This is a genomic window from Variovorax sp. RCC_210 (assembly GCF_041355175.1).
In the GTDB taxonomy this organism is placed as follows: Bacteria; Pseudomonadota; Gammaproteobacteria; order Burkholderiales; family Burkholderiaceae_C; genus Variovorax.
Genome location: NZ_JBFUPJ010000013.1, coordinates 1 through 19,431 on the forward strand (window position 1 = coordinate 1; position 19,431 = coordinate 19,431).

Annotated in this window: 15 protein-coding genes; 3 read left to right on the forward strand and 12 right to left on the reverse strand. The window is 61.2% G+C overall.

Annotation, left to right across the window (positions count from 1 at the left end):
* Positions 1 to 50: 50 nt before the first annotated feature.
* A complete protein-coding gene (locus tag AB6807_RS28460; protein WP_371087190.1) occupies positions 51 to 695 on the reverse strand; it encodes a hypothetical protein in 645 nt (214 codons plus the stop codon).
* The gene (locus AB6807_RS28465) at positions 692 to 1,132 is read right to left on the reverse strand and encodes a hypothetical protein (protein WP_371087191.1); all 441 of its coding nucleotides are present in this window, start codon (positions 1,130 to 1,132) and stop codon (positions 692 to 694) included. The genes AB6807_RS28460 and AB6807_RS28465 overlap by 4 nt, the downstream gene beginning before the upstream one ends.
* A 418-nt stretch (positions 1,133 to 1,550) precedes the next feature.
* Between AB6807_RS28465 and AB6807_RS28470 the strand changes: the two genes are divergently transcribed.
* Genes AB6807_RS28470 through AB6807_RS28480 form a run of 3 tightly spaced genes read left to right on the forward strand, consistent with a single transcriptional unit; the run spans position 1,551 to position 7,646 of the window.
* The gene (locus AB6807_RS28470) at positions 1,551 to 4,349 is read left to right on the forward strand and encodes a class I SAM-dependent DNA methyltransferase (protein ID WP_371087192.1); all 2,799 of its coding nucleotides are present in this window, start codon (positions 1,551 to 1,553) and stop codon (positions 4,347 to 4,349) included.
* On the forward strand, positions 4,346 to 6,466 hold the full coding sequence (locus tag AB6807_RS28475) for a DEAD/DEAH box helicase (RefSeq protein ID WP_371087193.1): 2,121 nt from the start codon (positions 4,346 to 4,348) through the stop codon (positions 6,464 to 6,466). Before AB6807_RS28470 ends, AB6807_RS28475 begins: the two co-directional genes overlap by 4 nt.
* A complete protein-coding gene (locus tag AB6807_RS28480; RefSeq protein WP_371087194.1) occupies positions 6,459 to 7,646 on the forward strand; it encodes a GIY-YIG nuclease family protein in 1,188 nt (395 codons plus the stop codon). The genes AB6807_RS28475 and AB6807_RS28480 overlap by 8 nt, the downstream gene beginning before the upstream one ends.
* Positions 7,647 to 7,807: 161 nt before the next feature.
* Here the strand turns inward: AB6807_RS28480 and AB6807_RS28485 are convergent, their stop codons facing one another.
* The 10 genes from AB6807_RS28485 to AB6807_RS28530 form a co-directional block, all read right to left on the reverse strand.
* Positions 7,808 to 8,959, reverse strand: coding sequence for a beta family protein (locus AB6807_RS28485; protein WP_371087195.1), 1,152 nt, complete (start codon positions 8,957 to 8,959; stop codon positions 7,808 to 7,810).
* The gene (locus AB6807_RS28490) at positions 8,952 to 10,247 is read right to left on the reverse strand and encodes a helix-turn-helix domain-containing protein (RefSeq protein ID WP_371087196.1); all 1,296 of its coding nucleotides are present in this window, start codon (positions 10,245 to 10,247) and stop codon (positions 8,952 to 8,954) included. Before AB6807_RS28490 ends, AB6807_RS28485 begins: the two co-directional genes overlap by 8 nt.
* An 82-nt stretch (positions 10,248 to 10,329) precedes the next feature.
* Positions 10,330 to 10,866 carry a DNA repair protein RadC gene (gene radC, locus AB6807_RS28495; protein WP_371087197.1) on the reverse strand — a complete coding sequence of 179 codons (537 nt, stop codon included), beginning with the start codon at positions 10,864 to 10,866 and terminating at the stop codon, positions 10,330 to 10,332.
* Between the two features lie 275 nt (positions 10,867 to 11,141).
* The gene (locus AB6807_RS28500) at positions 11,142 to 11,717 is read right to left on the reverse strand and encodes a hypothetical protein (protein ID WP_371087198.1); all 576 of its coding nucleotides are present in this window, start codon (positions 11,715 to 11,717) and stop codon (positions 11,142 to 11,144) included.
* Between the two features lie 55 nt (positions 11,718 to 11,772).
* Complete coding sequence (locus AB6807_RS28505) at positions 11,773 to 12,165, reverse strand: antirestriction protein ArdA (protein ID WP_371087199.1); 393 nt, start codon at positions 12,163 to 12,165, stop codon at positions 11,773 to 11,775.
* Positions 12,162 to 12,521, reverse strand: a complete 360-nt coding sequence (locus tag AB6807_RS28510; RefSeq protein ID WP_371087200.1) for a hypothetical protein — start codon at positions 12,519 to 12,521, stop codon at positions 12,162 to 12,164. The genes AB6807_RS28505 and AB6807_RS28510 overlap by 4 nt, the downstream gene beginning before the upstream one ends.
* On the reverse strand, positions 12,514 to 12,744 hold the full coding sequence (locus AB6807_RS28515) for a hypothetical protein (protein WP_371087201.1): 231 nt from the start codon (positions 12,742 to 12,744) through the stop codon (positions 12,514 to 12,516). The genes AB6807_RS28510 and AB6807_RS28515 overlap by 8 nt, the downstream gene beginning before the upstream one ends.
* 338 nt (positions 12,745 to 13,082) lie before the next feature.
* Entirely contained in the window at positions 13,083 to 14,060 is a 978-nt protein-coding gene (locus AB6807_RS28520; RefSeq protein ID WP_371087202.1) for a replication initiation protein, read from the reverse strand.
* An 80-nt stretch (positions 14,061 to 14,140) separates the two neighbouring features.
* Positions 14,141 to 14,647, reverse strand: coding sequence for a hypothetical protein (locus tag AB6807_RS28525; protein WP_371087203.1), 507 nt, complete (start codon positions 14,645 to 14,647; stop codon positions 14,141 to 14,143).
* Between the two features lie 648 nt (positions 14,648 to 15,295).
* Positions 15,296 to 19,423 (reverse strand): translocation/assembly module TamB domain-containing protein, encoded by a 4,128-nt coding sequence (locus AB6807_RS28530; protein WP_371087204.1) that lies wholly within the window; start codon positions 19,421 to 19,423, stop codon positions 15,296 to 15,298.
* Positions 19,424 to 19,431: the final 8 nt, after the last annotated feature.

Consider the following 19,431-nt stretch of genomic DNA (forward strand, 5'->3'; position numbering starts at 1 on the left):
TATCCACCTAAGTTAAGTGGATACGAGGCTCCTACGCGCGGGAGGGGAACTCAAGATGGGTGAACTGGACGCTCACCCAACTCTTTCCTGTTCTTCACTTGGCCGGCCTGGACAGCCTGGACGATCTCGTGTTGGAGCAGATGGGCGGAACGCCGTTTGCCCTTGCTGCTGGGTAGCTTGCGGTCGGTCACCGAGATAGCGGCGCGCATCGTGTCGGGCACGACCTGTCCATAGCCCAGCTTGTGGTTCGTTACCTGCGTGAAAGCTTCGTACAGGGCGAGATTGCGGGCTCCGGGCGGGTGCACATTGAGTCGTTTTCCTCGTGACGATTCGCAAAATGAAGTCATTGGAAAAATGAAGTGCACTTCGACGTTAGATTTCTCAGTGTGCAGCACGAACAGACTGTTGAACTGACGGTCAGACAAGCCCGGCGCCACAGTCTTCTTGAACGAGTCAATCACCTCGTACATCTGCGCACGGGTCGGCTTCTCATCGTCCCGGAATGCCAGCACGCCGGACACATAACGGTGCTTTCGCTGGATGGCGTTGATGACCGAAATGGTGGTGGCGGGATGACCTTCCAGCACCTCGGGCGCGACATCGCGAGGCTGGCCCGTGTGGTCCTTCATGCTGAGCAGGTAGTTGACCGGTGCTTCGCCATTGGAAGTGCCCGACTTGAAGATACGGACGATCACGCGACCTCCGCAGTCGCCGCCGTGCTCTCCTTCGTGATGCGCTTCAGGTTTTCTTCGGCGAGGTCCAGGACCTGCATCATGATCATGAGCATTTCCTCGTCCAAGGGCTCGCCTTCAGTGAGGTGGCGTGCGATCTGGTTCACATGGCCGGCGATGTCGTTGAGTTCGGCCTGGCAAGCCAACAACACGTGCTGACTGCTGAACGGTGAGTCGGCATCACTGCCATGAACGGCTTGCTGGCGAACATACTGGGCGACGCTGCCGAACCCTTGCGACAAGGCGCGGGCGCAGATGGTGGCGTGCTCGTCGGGGGAGACCCTGGTTTCTACGCGGCGGGTGCGCAGATGTTGCTGTCCATCGTGTCCAGCCTGTCCGGGCTTTTGCTTGGTGATGGCGACCTCGTGATGGTCGGCGGGCGGTATGGTGATGTCGTTCATGGCGGCGTCCTTTCTTGTTGTTGTTATGTGCCGTGCCGGCGCACTGCTTGAGCGCCATCGGGGGGTGAAGACAAGAGGGGTATGGGGGAACCCCATCAAGGACCTGTTCGCCAACGGCGGATAGGTTGACCTTGCTCCCTCTTTCCTCTTCGCTCACTCCCTGATTTCATTCAAGCAGATGACGACGGGAATGCAAGAGCCGGTGGACTGTTTCCGACAGGCGGATCGTTCTCCGGATGTGCGGCCGGCTCAATGGTTGAGGTACAAGAATCTGTCCGACGTGTCCAGTGCCGCCAGGTGAATTTCACATCGCAACTGGAACGGAACGCTGTGCAGCCTGCGACAATGTTACGAACTTGCCAGAGCGACGCATCGGCGTGGTGCTGTGCATGCTGATGCGCAAAAACATCTCAGACGCATGAACGCAGTAGAAATTGAACAAGCCTTTTCGGAATTGGCGCTCCAGCCCTTTGATTCGGCTGAGTTCCCATACTCTTTTCTAGCAGCCTTCGGGAACAAAGACACCACGCTTAAACGCCTCCGCACGGGCAACAACAACGCCTCGGACGTGGCCGGTGGCGTGCTGTTGCGGAACAACATTCATCTCGCCGTTTGTGCAGTCGGTACCGTGGGTAATACGCTCAGGGCCCTACGTGCCAGCCCCGCAACGACGAAAGCCAAGGCCAAGTTCATCCTTGCAACCGACGGCCAGACGCTGGAGGCTGAAGAGCTGATCAGCGGCGAAACTATCGCCAGCCTCTTCCCCGACTTCCCGAACCACTTTGGTTTCCTGCTGCCCTTGGCTGGCATCTCCACCATCAAGGAGATCAAGGACAACCCCATCGACGTACGCGCCACAGGGCGCTTGAACAAGCTCTACGTCGAACTGCTGCGCGAGAATCCGGCCTGGGCCACGGACGAACGCCGTAGCGACATGAACCACTTCATGGCGCGCCTGGTGTTTTGCTTCTTTGCCGAAGACACTGACATCTTCAACGGCAAAGGCCTGTTCACCCATACCGTGGATCAGATGAGCGCCAGCGATGGCAGCAACACCCACGAGGTGCTGTCCGAAATCTTTCGCGCGATGAACATTAAAGTGGGCGACCGCGCCACCGGCGTGCCACGTTTGCCCAACTGGGCTAACGGCTTTCCCTACGTGAACGGCGGCCTGTTTTCTGGCAGCACCGAGGTGCCGCGCTTCACGCGCATGGCGCGCACATACCTGATGCACGCCGGTGCCCTTACTTGGCGCGAGATCAATCCCGACATATTCGGCAGCATGATCCAGGCGGTGGCCGACGACGAGGAGCGCGGCGCCCTGGGTATGCACTACACAAGCGTGCCCAACATCTTGAAGGTGTTGAACCCGCTGTTCTTGGATGACCTAAGGGCGGCGCTGGCCGAGGCCGCTGAAAACGAGCGCAAGTTGTTGAATCTGCGCAAGCGCATGTCGCGCATCCGGGTGTTCGACCCGGCCTGTGGCTCAGGCAACTTCCTGGTCATCGCCTACAAGCAGATGCGCGAGATCGAGTCCGAGATCAACCGCCGCAGAGGTGAGCTGCATCTGGGCAGTGAGATTCCGCTGACCAACTTTCGCGGTATCGAGCTTCGGGATTTCCCCGCCGAGATTGCACGTCTGGCACTGATCATTGCTGAGTTTCAGTGCGATGTGCTGTATCGCGGGCAGAAGGATGCACTGGCTGAATTTCTGCCGCTCGACGCGCAAAACTGGATCGTCTGTGGCAATGCCCTACGACTTGATTGGCTTAGCGTCTGCCCACCTACGGGCATGGGGGTAAGAGTAATGGCAGACGACCTGTTTGAAGCGCCGCACAATCAGGCAGAGATTGATTTTGAAAACGAGGGTGGGGAGACGTATATATGCGGAAATCCACCCTATTTGGGATACAAGTTTCAGAGCGCTGCACAAAAGGCAGATGTAAGCGCAGTCTTCGGTGCTCGCACGAAGGCCTCAAGGTCTTTGGACTTTGTCACTGCATGGCTTATGAAAGCTGCTGACTACGGAGAGCAATCGCCGAGTGCAGCGGCGTTTGTGACTACAAACTCAATCTGCCAAGGGCAGCAAGTACCGATTCTCTGGCCGCTGATCTTCGACACCGGCAATCGAATCTCTTTCGCACACACGTCGTTCAAGTGGTCAAATCTTGCAAGTCATAACGCTGGCGTGACTGTAGCCATTGTCGGTATAGCGCTTGAGGGATCGATCAAAAATCGTCGTATCTTCTCCGAAGCTAATGGACAACTCCTCGAGTCAACGGTACAGAACATCAACCCCTACTTAGTTAACTCTCGCGACATTTTCGTGAAGTCGCGCGACCAGCAGCTATCCAAACTGGCTGAAATGTTATCCGGTGACAAGCTTACCGATGGTGGGAATCTGGTCTTGTCAGGGGAAGAGCGTCATCGCCTGCTGAAGAGTGCTCCGCACGCTGCTCGGTATCTAAGCCGCTTGGTAGGTGGCCAAGAGCTGATTCGCGGGATCCTCCGCTATGCGCTACTTGTTCCAGATGAAGAAGTTGCTGTCGCGGAGAGACTACCCGGCATTGCAACGCGACTGCGCGCAGTCAGTGCGATGCGCGCCGCTAGTACCAAGGCTGCGACGCAAGCACTTGCATCAATGCCACATCGATTCGATGAGTCCAGGTTTGAACCTTGTCGCAAGATCGTGGTGGCTCAGTTGTCCTCAGAGAATCGCCACTACTATCCCTGCGATCTCGTAGGAGAGTCAGATATCGCTATGGCGCCCTCGCTGGTGATCTATCAAGACGATTTACACCTCCTCTCGTTAATTGTCTCCCGCCTGCATCTTATCTGGATCGCCACTGTCTGCGGCAAGCTAGAGACCCGCTACCGATACTCAAACACCCTGGGCTGGAACACGTTTCCGGTCCCTCTTCTTACGCAGCAAAACAAGGCCGACTTGGCGCAGTGCGCCGAAGATATTCTGGTGGCCAGAGAAGCTCATTTCCCCGCCACCATCGCCGACCTATACGACCCGGAAACCATGCCGGAAAACCTCCGCCACGCCCACGAACGCAATGACGAGGTGTTGGAGCGTATCTACGTCGGTCGCCGATTCAAGAACGACACCGAGCGGCTGGAAAAGCTATTTGAGCTTTATACCAAGATGACGGCTGCCGAGAAGGCAAAGCCCGCCGCGAAGGCAGCCAAGGGGAGAAACAAGACATCATGAGCGATCAAGCCAACAATCCGACCAATGCCTACACCGTTCCGTCGGTGTCCATCGCAACGGCGCGCACAGGTGCATCCAGCAAAGCCAACGAGCTGGGCATGCGCGCCATGCAAGAGCGCGCATATGCCAAGCGCGGTGAGCAGTACCTGCTGATCAAATCGCCGCCGGCTTCGGGCAAGTCCCGCGCGCTGATGTTCATTGCATTGGACAAATTGCACAACCAGGGCTTGCAACAGGCCATCGTTGTGGTGCCTGAGCGGTCCATCGGCGGCAGCTTTGCGGACGAAGCCTTGACTCGGTTCGGCTTCTACTGGGACTGGCAGGTGGCCCCGCAGTGGAACTTGTGCAACGCGCCAGGTGGCGATGAGCCCCGTGCGGCCAAGTCCAAGGTGGGTGCGGTGGGCCAATTCTTGGCCAGCAGCGACAAGGTCCTGGTCTGCACTCATGCGACCTTCCGTTTCGCAGTGGAAGAGATGGGCATCGCGGCTTTTGACAACCGGCTGATCGCCATCGACGAGTTTCACCACGTCTCCAGTAACCCGGAAAACGTGTTGGGTAGCCAGTTGGGTGCCTTCATCGCCCGCGACAAGGTGCATCTCGTGGCCATGACGGGCTCGTACTTCCGTGGCGATAGCGAGGCGGTGCTTGGCCCCGCCGACGAATCACGCTTCGAGACGATTACCTACACGTACTACGAGCAGCTCAACGGATACCAGTGGCTCAAGTCGTTGGACATCGGCTATTTCTTCTATACCGGGCCGTATGTGGATGCCGTGACGAAGGTGCTGGACCCGGCGCTGAAGACCATCGTCCACATCCCCAACGTAAACGCGCGCGAGAGCCTGAAGGATAAGCAGCGCGAGGTGGACGAGATCATGCATGGCCTGGGCACCTGGAATGGTGTTGACCCCGTTACGGGCTTCCATCTCGTGCAGACCAAAGAGGGCCGCGTGCTGAAGGTGGCGGACCTGGTGGATGACAGCGACGCGGCCAAGCGCACGCGGGTGCTGGGCGCGCTGAAAGATCCGGCGCAAAAAGACAATCGCGACCATGTGGACGTGATCATCGCGCTGGGCATGGCCAAGGAGGGCTTCGACTGGATCTGGTGCGAGCACGCGCTGACCATTGGCTATCGAAGCAGTTTGACCGAGATCGTGCAGATCATCGGCCGAGCCACGCGTGACGCCAAGGGCAAGGAGCGCTCGCGCTTCACCAACCTGATCGCCGAGCCGACGGCTGAGCAATCCGCCGTGACCGAGGCCGTGAACGACATGCTCAAAGCCATCTCGGCCAGCCTACTGATGGAGCAGGTGCTGGCGCCGCGCTATGAGTTCACGCCAAAGAACGCCGGCGCGCAGGACGGCTTTGTCTACAACGGCGGAGAAGGCTACCAAGATGGCCGCACCAACGTCGGCGTGAACGAGGCCACCGGCCAATACCACGTCGAGATTAATGGCCTGGCCGAGCCTGAGACGCCAGAGGCCACCCGCATTTGCAAGGAAGACTTGAACGAGGTGGTCACCAGCTTCTTGCAGGACAAGACCGCACTGGAACGCGGCCTGTTCGACAAGGAAAACACCGTGCCTGAAGAGCTGACTCAGCTGCGCATGGGTAAGATCGTGCGCGAGCGGTACCCGGAGCTGAGTGAGGCCGACCAAGAGGCCATTCGGCAGCACGCCATCGCCGCCATGAATATCACTCAGCAAGCCAAGCTGGCCTTGGCCCAAGCCGACGCTGGCGGTAGCACGGTGCAGGGCAGTACAGCCTTGCTGGACGGCGTACGAAAGTTTGTCAACGTGCGCGATCTGGACATCGATTTGATCGACAGCATTAACCCCTTTGACGCCGCTTACTCGGTGTTGGCCAAGGCGATGGACGAGAAGTCGCTGCGCCAAGTGCAGGCCGCCATTGCGGCAAAGAAAGTGAGCATCCCGGAGGAAGAAGCGCGCGACCTATCAAAGCGTGCCTTGCAGTTCAAGAACGAGCGCGGTCGCTTGCCCGACATCAACTCGGCCGATGCCTGGGAAAAGCGCATGGCAGAAGGCGTGGCAGCTTTCGCGCGATATCGCGCCCAGGCCAAGGCAGCGCAGGCGCAAGGGGAGTCCAGCAATGACTGACCTAGACGATGACGAACTGTTGGACGCTTTGGGCGTCGATGCGACGCCACGCAAGGCTTCAAGTCACACGCCCCTTGAGGAACGCATCATCGCGGGCTTTGAGGACGTCCTGCGTTTTTACAAAACGCACGGGCGGGCACCCCAGCATAGCGAGAGCGGTGACATCTTCGAGCGGCTCTACGCAGTGAGGCTGGACCAGTTGCGCAAGTTGCCGGAGGTGCAGGCGCTATTGGCAGGGCTGGATGCCCCGGGGCTGCTGGGCGGCGCCACCGGGGCAAATACTGATGTCGACGCCTTGGACGAGGATGCTCTTCTGGCCGAGCTGGGTGTTAGCGCGGAGCCTGCGGACGCCAGCGACATCACTGTGCTTCGGCACGTCAGGTCCAGTACCGAGAAGCGCGCGGCTGAAGAGGTGGCAGACCGCATTCCGTGCAAGGACTTCGATCTTTTCCAACCCCTGTTCGAGCAGGTGGAACGTGACCTGAAATCCGGCGTGCGCAGGGCCGTTCCTTTTGGTCGCGATGCCAGCGTTTTCAATGGCAACTACTTCGTCGTAGGCGGCCAGCTTGCCTACGTGGCCGAGGTCGGCGACACGATCAAGGCCCCGAACGGCGAAAGCGATGCGCGCTTGCGCGTCATCTACGCCAACGGCACCGAAAGCAACCTGCTGCGCCGCTCGTTGCAGCGAGCACTGTACAAGGATGAGACAGGCCGGCGCCTCTCAGATCCCGGCATGGGTCCGCTGTTCGGGGAGGGAGCTGAGCCTGATGACATTCAGTCCGGGACCATCTACGTACTGCGGAGTTGCTCTAGCCACCCGTTCGTCGCGGAACATCGCGAATTGATCCACAAAATTGGTGTCACCGGCGGGAGGGTGGAGAGCCGTATCGCGGCCGCAGACAAGGACGCGACATATTTGTTGGCTGGTGTAGAGGTTGTAGCAACCTACAAGCTGCATAACCTGAACCGGACACGGCTCGAGAACATTTTTCATCGTCTATTCAGCGCTGTTCAACTGGACTTGACGATAGCGGATCGCTTCGGAAATCCAGTTAAGCCCCGTGAATGGTTCCTAGTACCCCTGCATGTGATTGATGAGGCGGTGCAATGCATCCGGGACGGATCAATTGCTGAGATGGTGTACGACAAGGAAAGTGCAAGACTGACCACCAGCGCATGAACGCGCCGATCAGCTTGCTCCGAGTTCGCCAGCAATCATATCGTCACTGAACATAGAAAAAAGCCTAAGGCGCTGCCATTACCCCTTCAGGATTTCGTCGTCACCAGCCTAATGTTAGGCGCCCGCTATATCGCTTCTCCTCCGGAAGAACTCCTTGATGGCTAGGCATCCAGCAAGGTCCGTTGAACGCCTATGGGCGCATTGGGCAGTCGGGAAATTGGAATCCTGCGCACCTCGGCAATGTCGGCGACCACGCGCGTGATGTGATGCGTCGTGTTCACTTGACGCCAAGTCGTCGCATTGCCCGCTTTTGGCGCGTTGTTGCGAGCCACGTCGAAGATGTATGCATCAGCGTTGGAAAATGTCTCCCCCGAAAATTCCCCGCTGTTCACGACGCGCTCAAAGACATCCTTCATAACCTCGTAGTCAGAGCCTTCGCTTTCGCCTCGAACCACAAGCCAGTTCGATGCGGTGGTGTAGCGGTTGTGACGGATCGGCTGCGCCCGTCCCGCCTTGAAGTCGATCTTGGCACTATCAGCCGCGAAATCTCCGAACACCATCTGCTGCGCCGTTGACGGATCAAACTTGACAGCCTCGGTCCAGGCATGCCATTCATTGCGCGGTTGGATGAAGGTTTGGCCGGGTTTGGCAGGATTCTTCTCGGGATAATTCGTACCCAGGAAGACGACCATTTGCCACTGTCCTAAACCTTGCAACTGTTCCAGCGAGCCGCCGATGATGGGTGCCACGAACGACGGCTCAGAAAGATCAGCATCGGTGAAGTCTGCAATGACGGCGCACTGCGAGGGCTTCAAGACTAGGTCGTTCAGCACGGCTTGAACCCGGGCGCCCAGGTTGGGGTCAGTCATGTCGCCGGACTGAATGGACAAACCGAACTTCAACTCGTCGCCGGCTGAAATCGCCGCCTTGAAGCCGGCAGCTCCCACCGTCTCCAACGTCACCAGGCTGGCAACGGGAATGGCGAGCACGCCCATATTGCGGGCACGACTGAATAGTGTGGGAAGCCAGTTGACGGAGTTATCTGCGCCGTACTCCTTGAACAGGACCCGGGGATCGACGAAGGCCGGTCGGTGAACCCAATACTTGGATAGCACGCCGCCTACATCGGGCATGGCCTTGCTCGCAGCAAAAAGAGATTCCTGGCTCGGGCTGCTGCGATCCAAGGCTGGCGGCACGATCAGCATGGGGATGACGCAATCGGCGACATCCTCACGCAACCACAATAGCCCTTCCAACTCCCCCTTTTTCATACGCAGTGCTGGCAGATAGATGAACTTCTTGTGGCTACTCATATGCTACCTCGGGTAGAAAAAGCTTGCGGACCGCGCTACGGCCGATCTTGTCCGAAAAAATAGTGTAGTTCTTGCGTTCGAAGCGGATACGACCAAAGATGATGGCCGGCGCGATGCGCAGTTGCTTGGCCAGATTTTCAATCGGCGCGGCGGTCTTAGCAATTCGTGCGGGCGAACGCGACCACACCTCCTCAGACACCAACAAGTCGGACGCAAACTTGTTGGCCTCCTGCTCGAACTCATCCGGTTCCACATGCTCCACGTCATCAAAGAAGCCGGATGCGAGACCAGTTCTATAGTGCAGGATGACGTGGGCTACCTCGTGCATTAACGTGAACCAAAAGTTGTCCAGGGCATCGCGCCTGAGCGTCAGGCCAATGACTGGAATGCTATCAACGAGGAAAGCGGCGCCATCGACTTCCATGCCCGGAATGTTGCGCTCGACGATGAGCACGATGCCGTGCGACTTCAACAGTGCCTGAGCCTTCAAAGGTCCATCGTCCTCCGTGCTGAGCTTGGCCAACTGCTTGAGCCAAGACACATCCAACGGCCGGTAAGACAACCGCTCACTCTCGATAATGCTTTCCGCGCGACGAGTGACATGCGCCTTCCACGACAGCAACACCCAATCTTCAGAATGGTCCTTGACGTTGATACCCGTCCGCAGGAGCGATGGCGTTCCGTAACGCCCAACATGCTCGGTCACGTAGCGAATCAGGCGCTTCTTCGCGTCTTCTTCGTCTGAATCCTGCCCATCGAACCACCCGTGGGCACGCGCATGCTTCAAGACCTTTTGCACCTCGACAGGATTCAGATCAGGCGAGGTCAGCCACTTGGAAACTTCAGCAGAGTGGAACTCGGCTGATAGTTCTACGGACAACGCCCGCGCCACCTTCATGTAGTTGGCCAGGTTGATGTTGCGATACCGGTCCGATTCCCAGCGCTGAATCGCCTGCTCCTGCAAACCCAGTTTCCTGGCTAGGTCCTTCTGCTTCCAATTTTGGGCCAGCCTGGCGACGATCAGAAGGTCACCCAGGTCGGCTCCTGCCTGTTCTTTCATTGGTTCGGCGTTGCCGTTTTGAGCTTGCCGATAAGCCTCCAGCATCTTGGATAGCTCGCGTTTCTCCGTCGTCAGGGAACGTCGGATACCTTCAATGGCAAGTTCAGGCAGCCCATCGATGATCGATTTGAGGGTTTGCTCTGACGACAAAGCGTGCGAGACGCGCTCGATCTCGGCTTCAAGCTCACGGGCTTGGCGATCAGTAGAAATGAGAGTTGGGGAGGGCACGACGTTATTCTACACAACAAATGTGTTGTGCAATAGCGCTTCCCAGTTTCCGCGCGGCGAATGAGCCCGAAGGCTCCGGCGTTTACAGCAGCCCCCGTTCCGCCATGGACAGCGTTGAACAGCCCGCCACGATGATGTGGTCAATCACCCGCACATCCACCAGCGCCAGCGCCGATTTCAGCGTTTGAGTCAGCATCTCGTCCGCCCGCGATGGCTCCGCACTGCCCGAAGGATGGTTGTGCACGAAGATGACTGCCGAACTGTTGCGCTTCATCGCGTCCTTGACCACCTCGCGTGGATAGACCGACGTTTGGCTGACCGTGCCCCTGAACATCTCCACGTACTCCACGACCCGATGCTGCGAGTCCAGGTGCAGGACTGCGAACACCTCGTGCTCCAACCCTGCCAAGCGCAGTTTGAGGAAGTCCTTGACCATCTGCGGCGACGACAGCGTATCGGTGCCACGCACCCGGCTTGCCAGCAGCGTTTGAGCGGCCTTCAGGATTTCATCGTCGCCTGCCGGACGATAGCTGCCTGCGACATCACGCACCAGCAGCGCCGAAGTGTCGGCGTAGGAAGTCGTGAACGAATCGAGAGATGAGAAGAGGTCGTGTGCCATGGTCGGCTCCGTGAATCAGGCGGAATTGCCCGAGACCGGAAGCAGCACGCCGCAGCGCAGTTGTCGGGGTTCGAAGACGGCCGGCAGGACGCAAGGGTGCGCAGCAGCCGCAGACCTTGACAGCGACAACGACGTGCTACGGTGAAAGGGAACAGCAAGCCCGCTCACCCCCAACGTCACCTGTGTTTTGACTTGGCATGTGGAACATGCCGGCGCGAGCGAAGCGAGGGCTCCACCGGGTGACCGAATCCATGTCGCGACGCACTTGCTGAAGTTCAGATTTTCACTTTCTTCTCGCGACAGACTTTCGCCCCCAACTGCCCCATCAGCCGTTCATGCAGCACGGTTTTCTCGCAGTCGCGAAGCAGGCTGGCAAACATCGGTTCGATGTTCTCTTCGCCCTGAATGTCGTCGTCGCTGGCGAGGGCTTCCAGAATGTTTTCTCGGCTCACTCCTTGTCGCAGCATGTGCTCCACCAGGCAACGACTAACTCCCGGATTACCGAAGTGAATGAGTTGCAGGTGGGCCTGCCAAGGCAGCCGCGCCGACTCAAAGCAAGGCTCCACGAGCATCCCTTTGTCCAATATGGTCGCAAGCTCTTGCAGATGCCTATCGTCAAAGTGGCCCAATCTCCATGCCTGCATTCGGGGAGTGACTTCAAGCTGGCTCATCAGCATCCCGATATCGTCGTCGCTCAGCTCACTGTAGTAATCCAGATTGCACTCGTCACATTGGTATCTCCGATGTGAATGCGGGAAATGGTCATCCTGCTCATCGTCTTCGTCGCATTCGTACCAGTGGTGCCAATCTGTCCCGGCAACTACAACCGCTTCTACCCCATCATTTTTCATGTTTGTCTCCTCTTTGTAGTGATAAAAGAGGCGGACCGGCCGCCTCCCCTCATGCTCAATGCCCGCTAGTGCAGGTGTAGGTCGTCCCGTCGAACCGGAACTCCCTCAGGTCGCCCCCGATACGGCAGTCATAGGCGAACTGCTCGTAATCGATGTACGAGTGCACCGATTCCGGGATGGTTGACAGGTAGCAGTCGTCGAACAGCTCCCGTGCGACATCTTCGAGTGCCCCCTCTTGAAGCCGCACATCGTCCATCCCGTCGAAGGCCGTCGCCAACGACAGATTGCAGGTATCCACCAGATAGAAGACCGCCGCCAGTTCCCAACTGTCCAGCTCTTCAAGCAGGCGATACCACCGCCTGCTTTGGCCTTTCGGTACGCGGGCCACCCTCAGGATTTCTGCAATAGCTGAATTTCGGGGATTGGCGCTGCCGCCAATTCCGGTCACTGCACATCCTTCGCAGAGTGGCGAAGACCCACCACTTCCACCTGAATTCCGCCGCCTTCGGCATATTCGGCATGGAAATAAGCCACCTCGCTCAGGTCGCCCCCCTTGAGGGTGGCAGTGCGCATTAGTATTTCGCAAGCCAGTCCGAACTCCGACGGCGAAGCCATCTCTATCAGCCGGTCGAGCTGCCCTCCATGTCCCGACAGCAGCAAGTGCAAGCCCAGGTCCGTCAGCGAGAATTTTTCAGTCTTGCACAGGCTCAGCATTTGATTGGCACAGGCGACAGTCCCCGCCAAACTGGCGCGGTCGTCTTTTGCATTGCCATTTTTTCGAGTGGATGAATTGTGCTTACTCATGGCTGACCTCCTGAATAGAGGCCAGTCTACGAACCGTCACGAACTCTTCCTCGCCGCTGTCCCAGTCGGTCTGTGCCTCGTGGAGCAGACCCAGGTTCATGGTGCGAACGCGCTTTTCGGCATGCCCCTCGCTATTCGCCGAAACAATCCACGTGGTGGATGTCGTGACAACGGTGGTCAGCCGCACTTCGTATTGACCGGAATTTCCTTTTGATTTGTTCATTGAATTCCTCCTTGTTATTGAACAGGACGAATAATATAACTATTAAACAATTAAGTCAATAGATTAAATCATGTATCTCCAACTAAATTGCAATTAAATTGAAAATTGTCTGAATTGAATTGGAATTGATTAAATTGTCGAATTTCGGCAATTCTCCGCTTTTTTCATTTCCCCTTCGGTGCGCCCTTCAATCAAATCAGACAACGCCTGTTTCAGCGCTTTCGGGCTTCGCCGGCCTGCTTTCATTTCAACTCCTTATTTCAAGCCATCGCCTAATTACCTGATCGACGCCGTGGTGGTCTCGAATTGTGGAAGTGGCTGGGATTGCGGTTTTGTGGCTAATCGCCGCTTTTGACGGCGTGGAGAGTGGCGGGCAGGTACTTGCGAACGGTCTTGATGTTCTGACCTGTGTGGGTGGCAAGCAGGCGAGTGCCCAGTTCATCGCCGTAGAGGGGCAGCAGTTCCTCAACGGCGGCTCTGATGAGGTCCTGGGCCTTCTGACGGCGTTTCTGATTGGTGTACTCGGCGCCAGCCTGCATGCGCTCGGTGGCGGTCTCGTCGGTGAAGTTCAGCACCTTGGGACGAACATGAAGTTCATGGCGGTGCTTCCAGGCCCATCGCCCTGTGGTCTTGGCCGTGTCTCTGACCTCCTTGAACGACAAAGGCCGAGTGAAGCAAGCATTGATGGCGGTGGCCTGATGCTGGACGGTGGTCAGCCAGGTTTCTTCGCTGGTGTGGCTGTGGACGGCGCCGTAGGCCCAGAACCGCAAGGTGTTGAACAGTTCGTGGTTGCGGCCTCGTGAGGTCCCATCGCCCCGCAGGCGGAGAGCGATTTTCCGGGGCGGCAGTTCAAAGTACTCGGCGAAGTCGCTCAGGTGGTACTGGGCCGGGTAGGTCTCCACGATCCAGCGGTCATGCAGCGGGTTCTTCGTGAGGGTGTGGGTAAAGGCAGCATCCGCACCGAGGCGCCGGGTCATCTCGTCTTGCAGGGCCTCAAAGTAGTCCTGCGGCTGGCTTCTGGCCTTGTCGTGATACGCGACAGGCGTGACGAGGCGATAGAGGTAGTGGCAGTGCCCGTTCGCCCGGTTGGTGGTGACGATGGTCGGCACGGGCACGTGCAGCTCTTCAAACCGATGGGCCGCACCGGGGAAGTCCAAGTCCAGGCTCAGGTAGGACCTGTACATCGGATTCAGCGCGCAATAGGCGAACTGGTCGACCTTCTCGCGCTTGCGGTAGCGGGTGCCTTCGGCGAAGTCGTTCGTGGTGAGAACGGCCGTGTTGAGGTGGGTGTAGAAGTCTTGGAGCTGCTGGTTCATCCTTGCCTGTTGGTTGTGATGAACACAACTAACAGGACAAAAACGGAAAAGTCAAATCGAGGAGGGCGGCGGCGCTCTGCTCAGTCTTGCCAAGGCGCGCGCATGACGACTTTCTCTTTCTTCACTGCAAGTGCGGCGTCCAGCTTCTCGGCCATCGTCGCGGCGTCGACATACCTGGAGAAATAGTCGATCAGGGGGTCGATGGTTTTCTTCTGTTCTTCAAGCGCGGCGAGGAAGTTCCTGAGCATGAACAGTTGAGACATGTCCTCCGGGCGGCTCCGAGGTTTGCCGGCCTTTCCTGCGGCCGCAGAGGGTTGCTTGGCCGAGTCCGGCACCGCAGCGGGCTCTACGTCGCGAGTCACGCCGTCCAGCAGGTAATCTGCAACGGCGTAGAGCGAGTAGTAAACCTTCCGCCCCGTGTTCTGGTACGGAATGGGAAACTTGAACTCCTTGCGTAGCTTGCTCTGCTGCTTGGCAGACACGCGGATTTCCAAGGCCAGTTCGTCGGGAGTCATGACGAGTGCGCCGCCCGTCTTGTTCATCAGATAGTCGATCAGCGCTTGTTTTTCCGGTCTCATGTCGGGCATTGTCACTGCTCTTGGTACACTGGCAACCGTGCCTCCGTAGCTCAGTGGATAGAGCGATCCCCTCCTAAATTTTGGGCACCTGGCTGCGAAAGCGCCTGCGTGAATTGAGTCAAATTCGGTGAACCCTCTGGGCGCCAAGCCCGTGGCAACGCCGAGCCAAGCCCACCCTGTGGGAAGGTGTAGAGACTAGACGGCTCAGGCCTGCATGACCGCTTCGCGGTGGTCAATGGCAAAGGCATAGTCCAGCCCACGAACACGTCATGTGGCGGCGAAAGCCGAAGTGGGATGAAGGGATAGGTCGCAGGTCCGATTCCTGCCGGGGGCACCATTTTTCATCTTCCCCGCACGTCGCTGCGAGCCATCAATCCCGACCATTTTCCAGGCCCATTCCGGGACGAATTTGGGACAAGACGCGGGTGGATTAGAGAGGATTGGGGCGGACAGAAAGGGAGTGAATCCCTTATAAATCAAGGAGTTAAGGACCTATTGGGGTGCCCCCTAACCCCTTAGGAGGGGCCCGTTCTATCCGTTGAACTATGGACGCTGTGTGGTGCCTGCCGTGGCAGGCGTGGCCCTCGTTGACGTCGAAGTTCGTCGGGGCCGGCAGCGGCCCGCACTTTACCAGCTTGAAGCGCCTCGCCCGCGACCTCAGTCGTACTTCACCGTATAGATCAGGTCCACCCCGCTCGTCTGTCCCGCCTGCCCGCGCAGCGTGAGCTTGGTCGTCAGGTCGTAGAAGATGAAGATGGTGCCGAAGGTGCCGCCCAGGCTGCGTTCGTAGGTCAGGTAGAAGTCCTTCGACAGCCGCTTGCCCAGCGTGACCGCCGATTCGCGCAGGTCGCCGCCGCTGCCCGGGCCCTTGAAGCCCAGCTCGTCCAGGCCGAAGCGGCTGGCCAGGCTGCCGCCGCTGCCACTGCCGCCGATCTTGCCGATGAGCGACAGCGCGGCCTGCTGCAGCAAGGCCGACTCGCCGCCGCTGGTGGCCGAGGCGCGGCCCAGGATGACCCACGACAGCGTTTCGGCATCGGACAGCGCGGGCTCCGAATACAGCTTCACGCGCGGCGACTGCGCGCTGCCCGTAATTTGCACGCCCGCGCGCTGCGACAGGTTCGGTCGAATCGCGAGGATGTCGAGCGCCGGGTTGTCGAACGGGCCGTTGAAGCGGGCCACGCCGGTTTCCACGTCGAGCTGCTGGCCGTAGGCGCGGTACTGGCCCTTCACGGTCTTCACCTCGCCGGTGATGCGCGGCGGGGCGTTGAGCCTGGTGCTGCGAATCTCGAGGTCGCCCTCCAGCCGGGTGGTGATGCCGCGGCCCTGCACGGCAAAGTCGTCGCCCAGGTCGAAGTTGACGACGATGTCCGGGGGCTTGGCGGTCTGCGCGGTGGGTGCCTTGGCGTCCTGCGCGGCTTGCGCCTGCGCACGGGCCGCGTCGCGCTGCGCCGCCTCGGCGGCCTCGCGGTCCTTGGCGGCGGAGCGCACGACCACGTCGCTGCCCAGGCTGGGCGCGGTCTCGTCGGGCAGGATGATGACGGCGCGGTCGGTGCGCAGCTTGCCGCGCACGCGGAACTGGCCGTTGTCCAGCCCGGCCTGCAGGTCGCCCGAGAGCGTGACCTGCCGGTCGGTGCGCACCAGCACGCGCAGGCCGCGCAACTGGCCCTGCAGCGCCATGCGAATGCCCGATGCGGCACCGCTGGCGGGCCCCCAGTTCATGCTGCCGCTGGCCGAGAGGGTGCCGCCGTCGGTGCGGGCCTCGCTGGCGGCGGTGCTGCGGTTGCCGCTCTGGCCGGCGATGCGCGCGGTGCTGCCGGCGCCGCCCTTCAGGGTGAATTCGGTGATCTGCACGCTGTCGCCGCTCAGCGTGGCGCGCAGGCGGCCGTCGCGCAGGTCCAGCCCTTCGACGGGGGCGCGCAGCGCGAGCTTGTCGGCGCCCAGGGTGCCGTTCCAGCGCGGCACGGCGCGGTTGCCCGACAGGGTGGCGCTGGCGTCCAGCGTGCCGGCAATGCGCCAGCCCGGCGGGGCCAGCATCGACCACACGCCCAGGTTGGGCAGCGCGGCCTTGATGGTGCCGCCCAGCGGCGCGTCGGGCGCCCACTGCCAGCCGCCGGCGCGCTGCTGCACGCGGGTGCTGATGTCGGCGTCGATCTTGCCGGCGCGCTCGCTGTCCCAGGCCAGGGTGGCGCGCACGGCTTCGCCTTCGGCGTCCAGCCGCAGCTCGGCCTGGCGCAGGCCGGCGGGGGTGCTGGGGGCGTCGCCGTTGGCGGTGGCCGCGTTCATGGTGCGTTCGCTGGCGGTGCCCGTGCCGGTGCTGACGATGCGCGTCACCAGCGCGGCCTCACCGGCCTGCACGCGAATGTCGCCGCTCTGGCGCGCGATGCGCACCTTGGCGCGCAGGGTGTCGGCGGCGTCGATGTCCCAGTCGCCATCGAACATCAGGTCGCCGCTGATGCCGTATTCGCCCAGTGTGGCGTTGGCGCCCAGCGCGCCGGCCCAGGCCATCGGCAGGCCCTTGAGCTCGCCCTTCGACTGCACGCGGAACACGCGGTTGGGCGCCGCGCCGCTCTGGCTGAAGCGCAGCGGCTGCCACTCGATGCGCACGGTGCCGGGCACGGGGCCGCGCAGCGTGGCCGTGGCGGCGGAGGCTTCCACGTCGAGCCGCGGCGAATTCCCTGTGGTGCTGCGGATGGTGGCCGTCACCTCGCGGCCCAGCTCCACCACCCACGGGTCGCCGGGGCGGGCGCTGTCCGCCGCCTGCAGCTTCAGGCTGGCCAGCGCGGCACGCCATTGGCCAGGGCCGGCAATGCCGCCGCTGGCGCGGGTGTCGATGTTGATCTTCTGCGTGCCGGTGGTGGCTTCGCCCTTGAGCGTGAGCGTGGCCTGCGCGAGGCTGCCGGCCAGGTCGGCTCGCAGGTCTTTCAGTTGCACGACAGTGGGCACGGCGGCGGCCGTTGCGTTGGCCGGGGTCGCGGGCAGCGTCAGGTCCAGCCGCGGCACGCCGAGCATCGCCTTCAGGCTGGGCTCGGTGATGCCGCGCTGCGCGGGCGCGTTGGCGTTCTCGAGCCGGCGCTGGATGGTCTGCCAGCCGCCCTGCCAGCTGGCGTCCAGCTTGGCCGAGCCCTTGGCGCTGGCGCCGGCGAACACGCCCGAGAGCCCGGGCAGGCCCTGCACCCAGCGCTGCAGGGTGTCGGCGTCGTCGATGCTGGCCTTGATGTCGCCGCCACCCGATGTCTGGGCAATGCGGCCTTCCACTTGCGCGCTGCCGCCCGGCAGCACCAGCGCGAGCTTGCCGCTGGCGGCCTGCTCGGCCACGCGCACCTGCAGCTTGCCGTCGACGCTGGCGCGCTGGGCCTCGATGCGCAGCGTGCGCAGGTCGAGCACCTGGTCTTTCCACTGGCCCTGGGCCAGCGCGCGGTCGAGCGCGAAGCCGGGCAGCGCCTTGCTGCCCGCGCCCCCTTCGGCGCGCAGGGCGGCGTCGAAGGTGATGGTGCTGTCGACCTGCTCGGCCTTGAGCGTGCCGCTCACGGGCGCGCCCGACAGCTCGGTGTACAGCGCGCCGGGCCGCACGCCGCGCACGGTGGCCTGGGCCTGCCAGGGCGACGGCGCGGGGCTCCACTTGCCGGCCGCGTCGATGCGCCCGCCGCCCGCGCGCACGGTGGCTTCGGGAAAGGTCCAGTTCGTGCCGTCGAAGCCGACCCTGGCCTGCACCTGCTCCACGGGCAGCTTCTCCTGGTCCCACGGGCCGGGCAGGGCGTTGCGGATGTCGGCCGATGCCTTCCACGCGGCGGGGCCGGTGTCGGCGTCGGGTTGCAGCTCGACGGTGCCGGTCAGCTGCGTCTGCGGCGCGCCGGGCCACAGGCTCGATGCATCGACGTTGCGCAGGTCGGCCTTGGCGTCGATCACCGGCTGGGGCAGCCAGGGCGCGATCTGCGCCTGCAGCCTGGCTTCCATGGGGGCGTCGGCGTTTTCTTCGGCGGGCTTCAGCTCGGCGGCCACCTGCAGCCGCGCGTCGGCGGTGGCGAGCGTGCCCTTGACGGTGGCCGCGGCCAGCACGTCGATCTGGTGGTCCTCGGCCAGCGGCGCTTTCACGCGGCCGTCGAGCGCGGCGTCGATGGCCATGGGCGCGGGGCCCTGCAGCTTCACGCGGGCGCTGTAGTGGCCGTCGGCAATGTCGACGCCCTTGACCTCCAGCGCGTGCTCGGAGGCCTTGTTGAAGGTGTAGGTGCCCGACAGGTTCAGCGCCTGCAGCACCGGCGGGCCGGCCCAGCGCACCTCGTCGATGCGGAACGGCAGCTCGACCTCCACCGGCAGCACGATCTGCTCCAGCGGCTTCGTGGGCTCGGTGCCGGGCGTGCCGCGTTTTTCAATGAGCACCTGCTTCGCATGCACTTCGCCAAGCTGCACCTTGCGCTGGAACAGCGGCGCCAGTTGCCAGCCGATGGTGGCGTCGTTCACCTCCACGGCAATGCTCTCGCTCTGGTACTTGAGCCAGCCGATGTGGCCGCCGGTGCGCAGCGAGCCGGTCACGTCGCGGCTTTCCAGCGTCTGGCCGGCGGGCAGCCGCTGCGCGGCCTGCGCGAGCGCGAAGGCCAGCGACTTGTTGGAGCCCAGGTACCACCACGCGCCCGCGGCCAGCAGGAGCACCACGAGCAGCAGGGCGGTCACGGTCCAGGCGAGCGCGCGCGCGGCGCGGCGTGCGCGCGAGCGGCGCACGGCGGGAGGGACCGGCGCAGTCACCGGTGAATGCTCAGGCGTCGGGTGGGTGTCGGCGTCGTTCTGCATCGAGGCCA

Excerpts from the sequence above, each read along its gene's own strand:
- AB6807_RS28515 (WP_371087201.1), bottom strand. The coding sequence starts at position 12,744 with ATGAACAAATCAAAAGGAAATTCCGGTCAATACGAAGTGCGGCTGACC.
- radC (WP_371087197.1), bottom strand. The coding sequence starts at position 10,866 with ATGGCACACGACCTCTTCTCATCTCTCGATTCGTTCACGACTTCCTAC.
- AB6807_RS28480 (WP_371087194.1), top strand. The coding sequence starts at position 6,459 with ATGACTGACCTAGACGATGACGAACTGTTGGACGCTTTGGGCGTCGAT.
- AB6807_RS28485 (WP_371087195.1), bottom strand. The coding sequence starts at position 8,959 with ATGAGTAGCCACAAGAAGTTCATCTATCTGCCAGCACTGCGTATGAAA.
- AB6807_RS28525 (WP_371087203.1), bottom strand. The coding sequence starts at position 14,647 with ATGCCCGACATGAGACCGGAAAAACAAGCGCTGATCGACTATCTGATG.
- AB6807_RS28510 (WP_371087200.1), bottom strand. The coding sequence starts at position 12,521 with ATGAGTAAGCACAATTCATCCACTCGAAAAAATGGCAATGCAAAAGAC.
- AB6807_RS28500 (WP_371087198.1), bottom strand. The coding sequence starts at position 11,717 with ATGAAAAATGATGGGGTAGAAGCGGTTGTAGTTGCCGGGACAGATTGG.
- AB6807_RS28520 (WP_371087202.1), bottom strand. The coding sequence starts at position 14,060 with ATGAACCAGCAGCTCCAAGACTTCTACACCCACCTCAACACGGCCGTT.
- AB6807_RS28530 (WP_371087204.1), bottom strand. The coding sequence starts at position 19,423 with ATGCAGAACGACGCCGACACCCACCCGACGCCTGAGCATTCACCGGTG.
- AB6807_RS28465 (WP_371087191.1), bottom strand. The coding sequence starts at position 1,132 with ATGAACGACATCACCATACCGCCCGCCGACCATCACGAGGTCGCCATC.
- AB6807_RS28470 (WP_371087192.1), top strand. The coding sequence starts at position 1,551 with ATGAACGCAGTAGAAATTGAACAAGCCTTTTCGGAATTGGCGCTCCAG.
- AB6807_RS28475 (WP_371087193.1), top strand. The coding sequence starts at position 4,346 with ATGAGCGATCAAGCCAACAATCCGACCAATGCCTACACCGTTCCGTCG.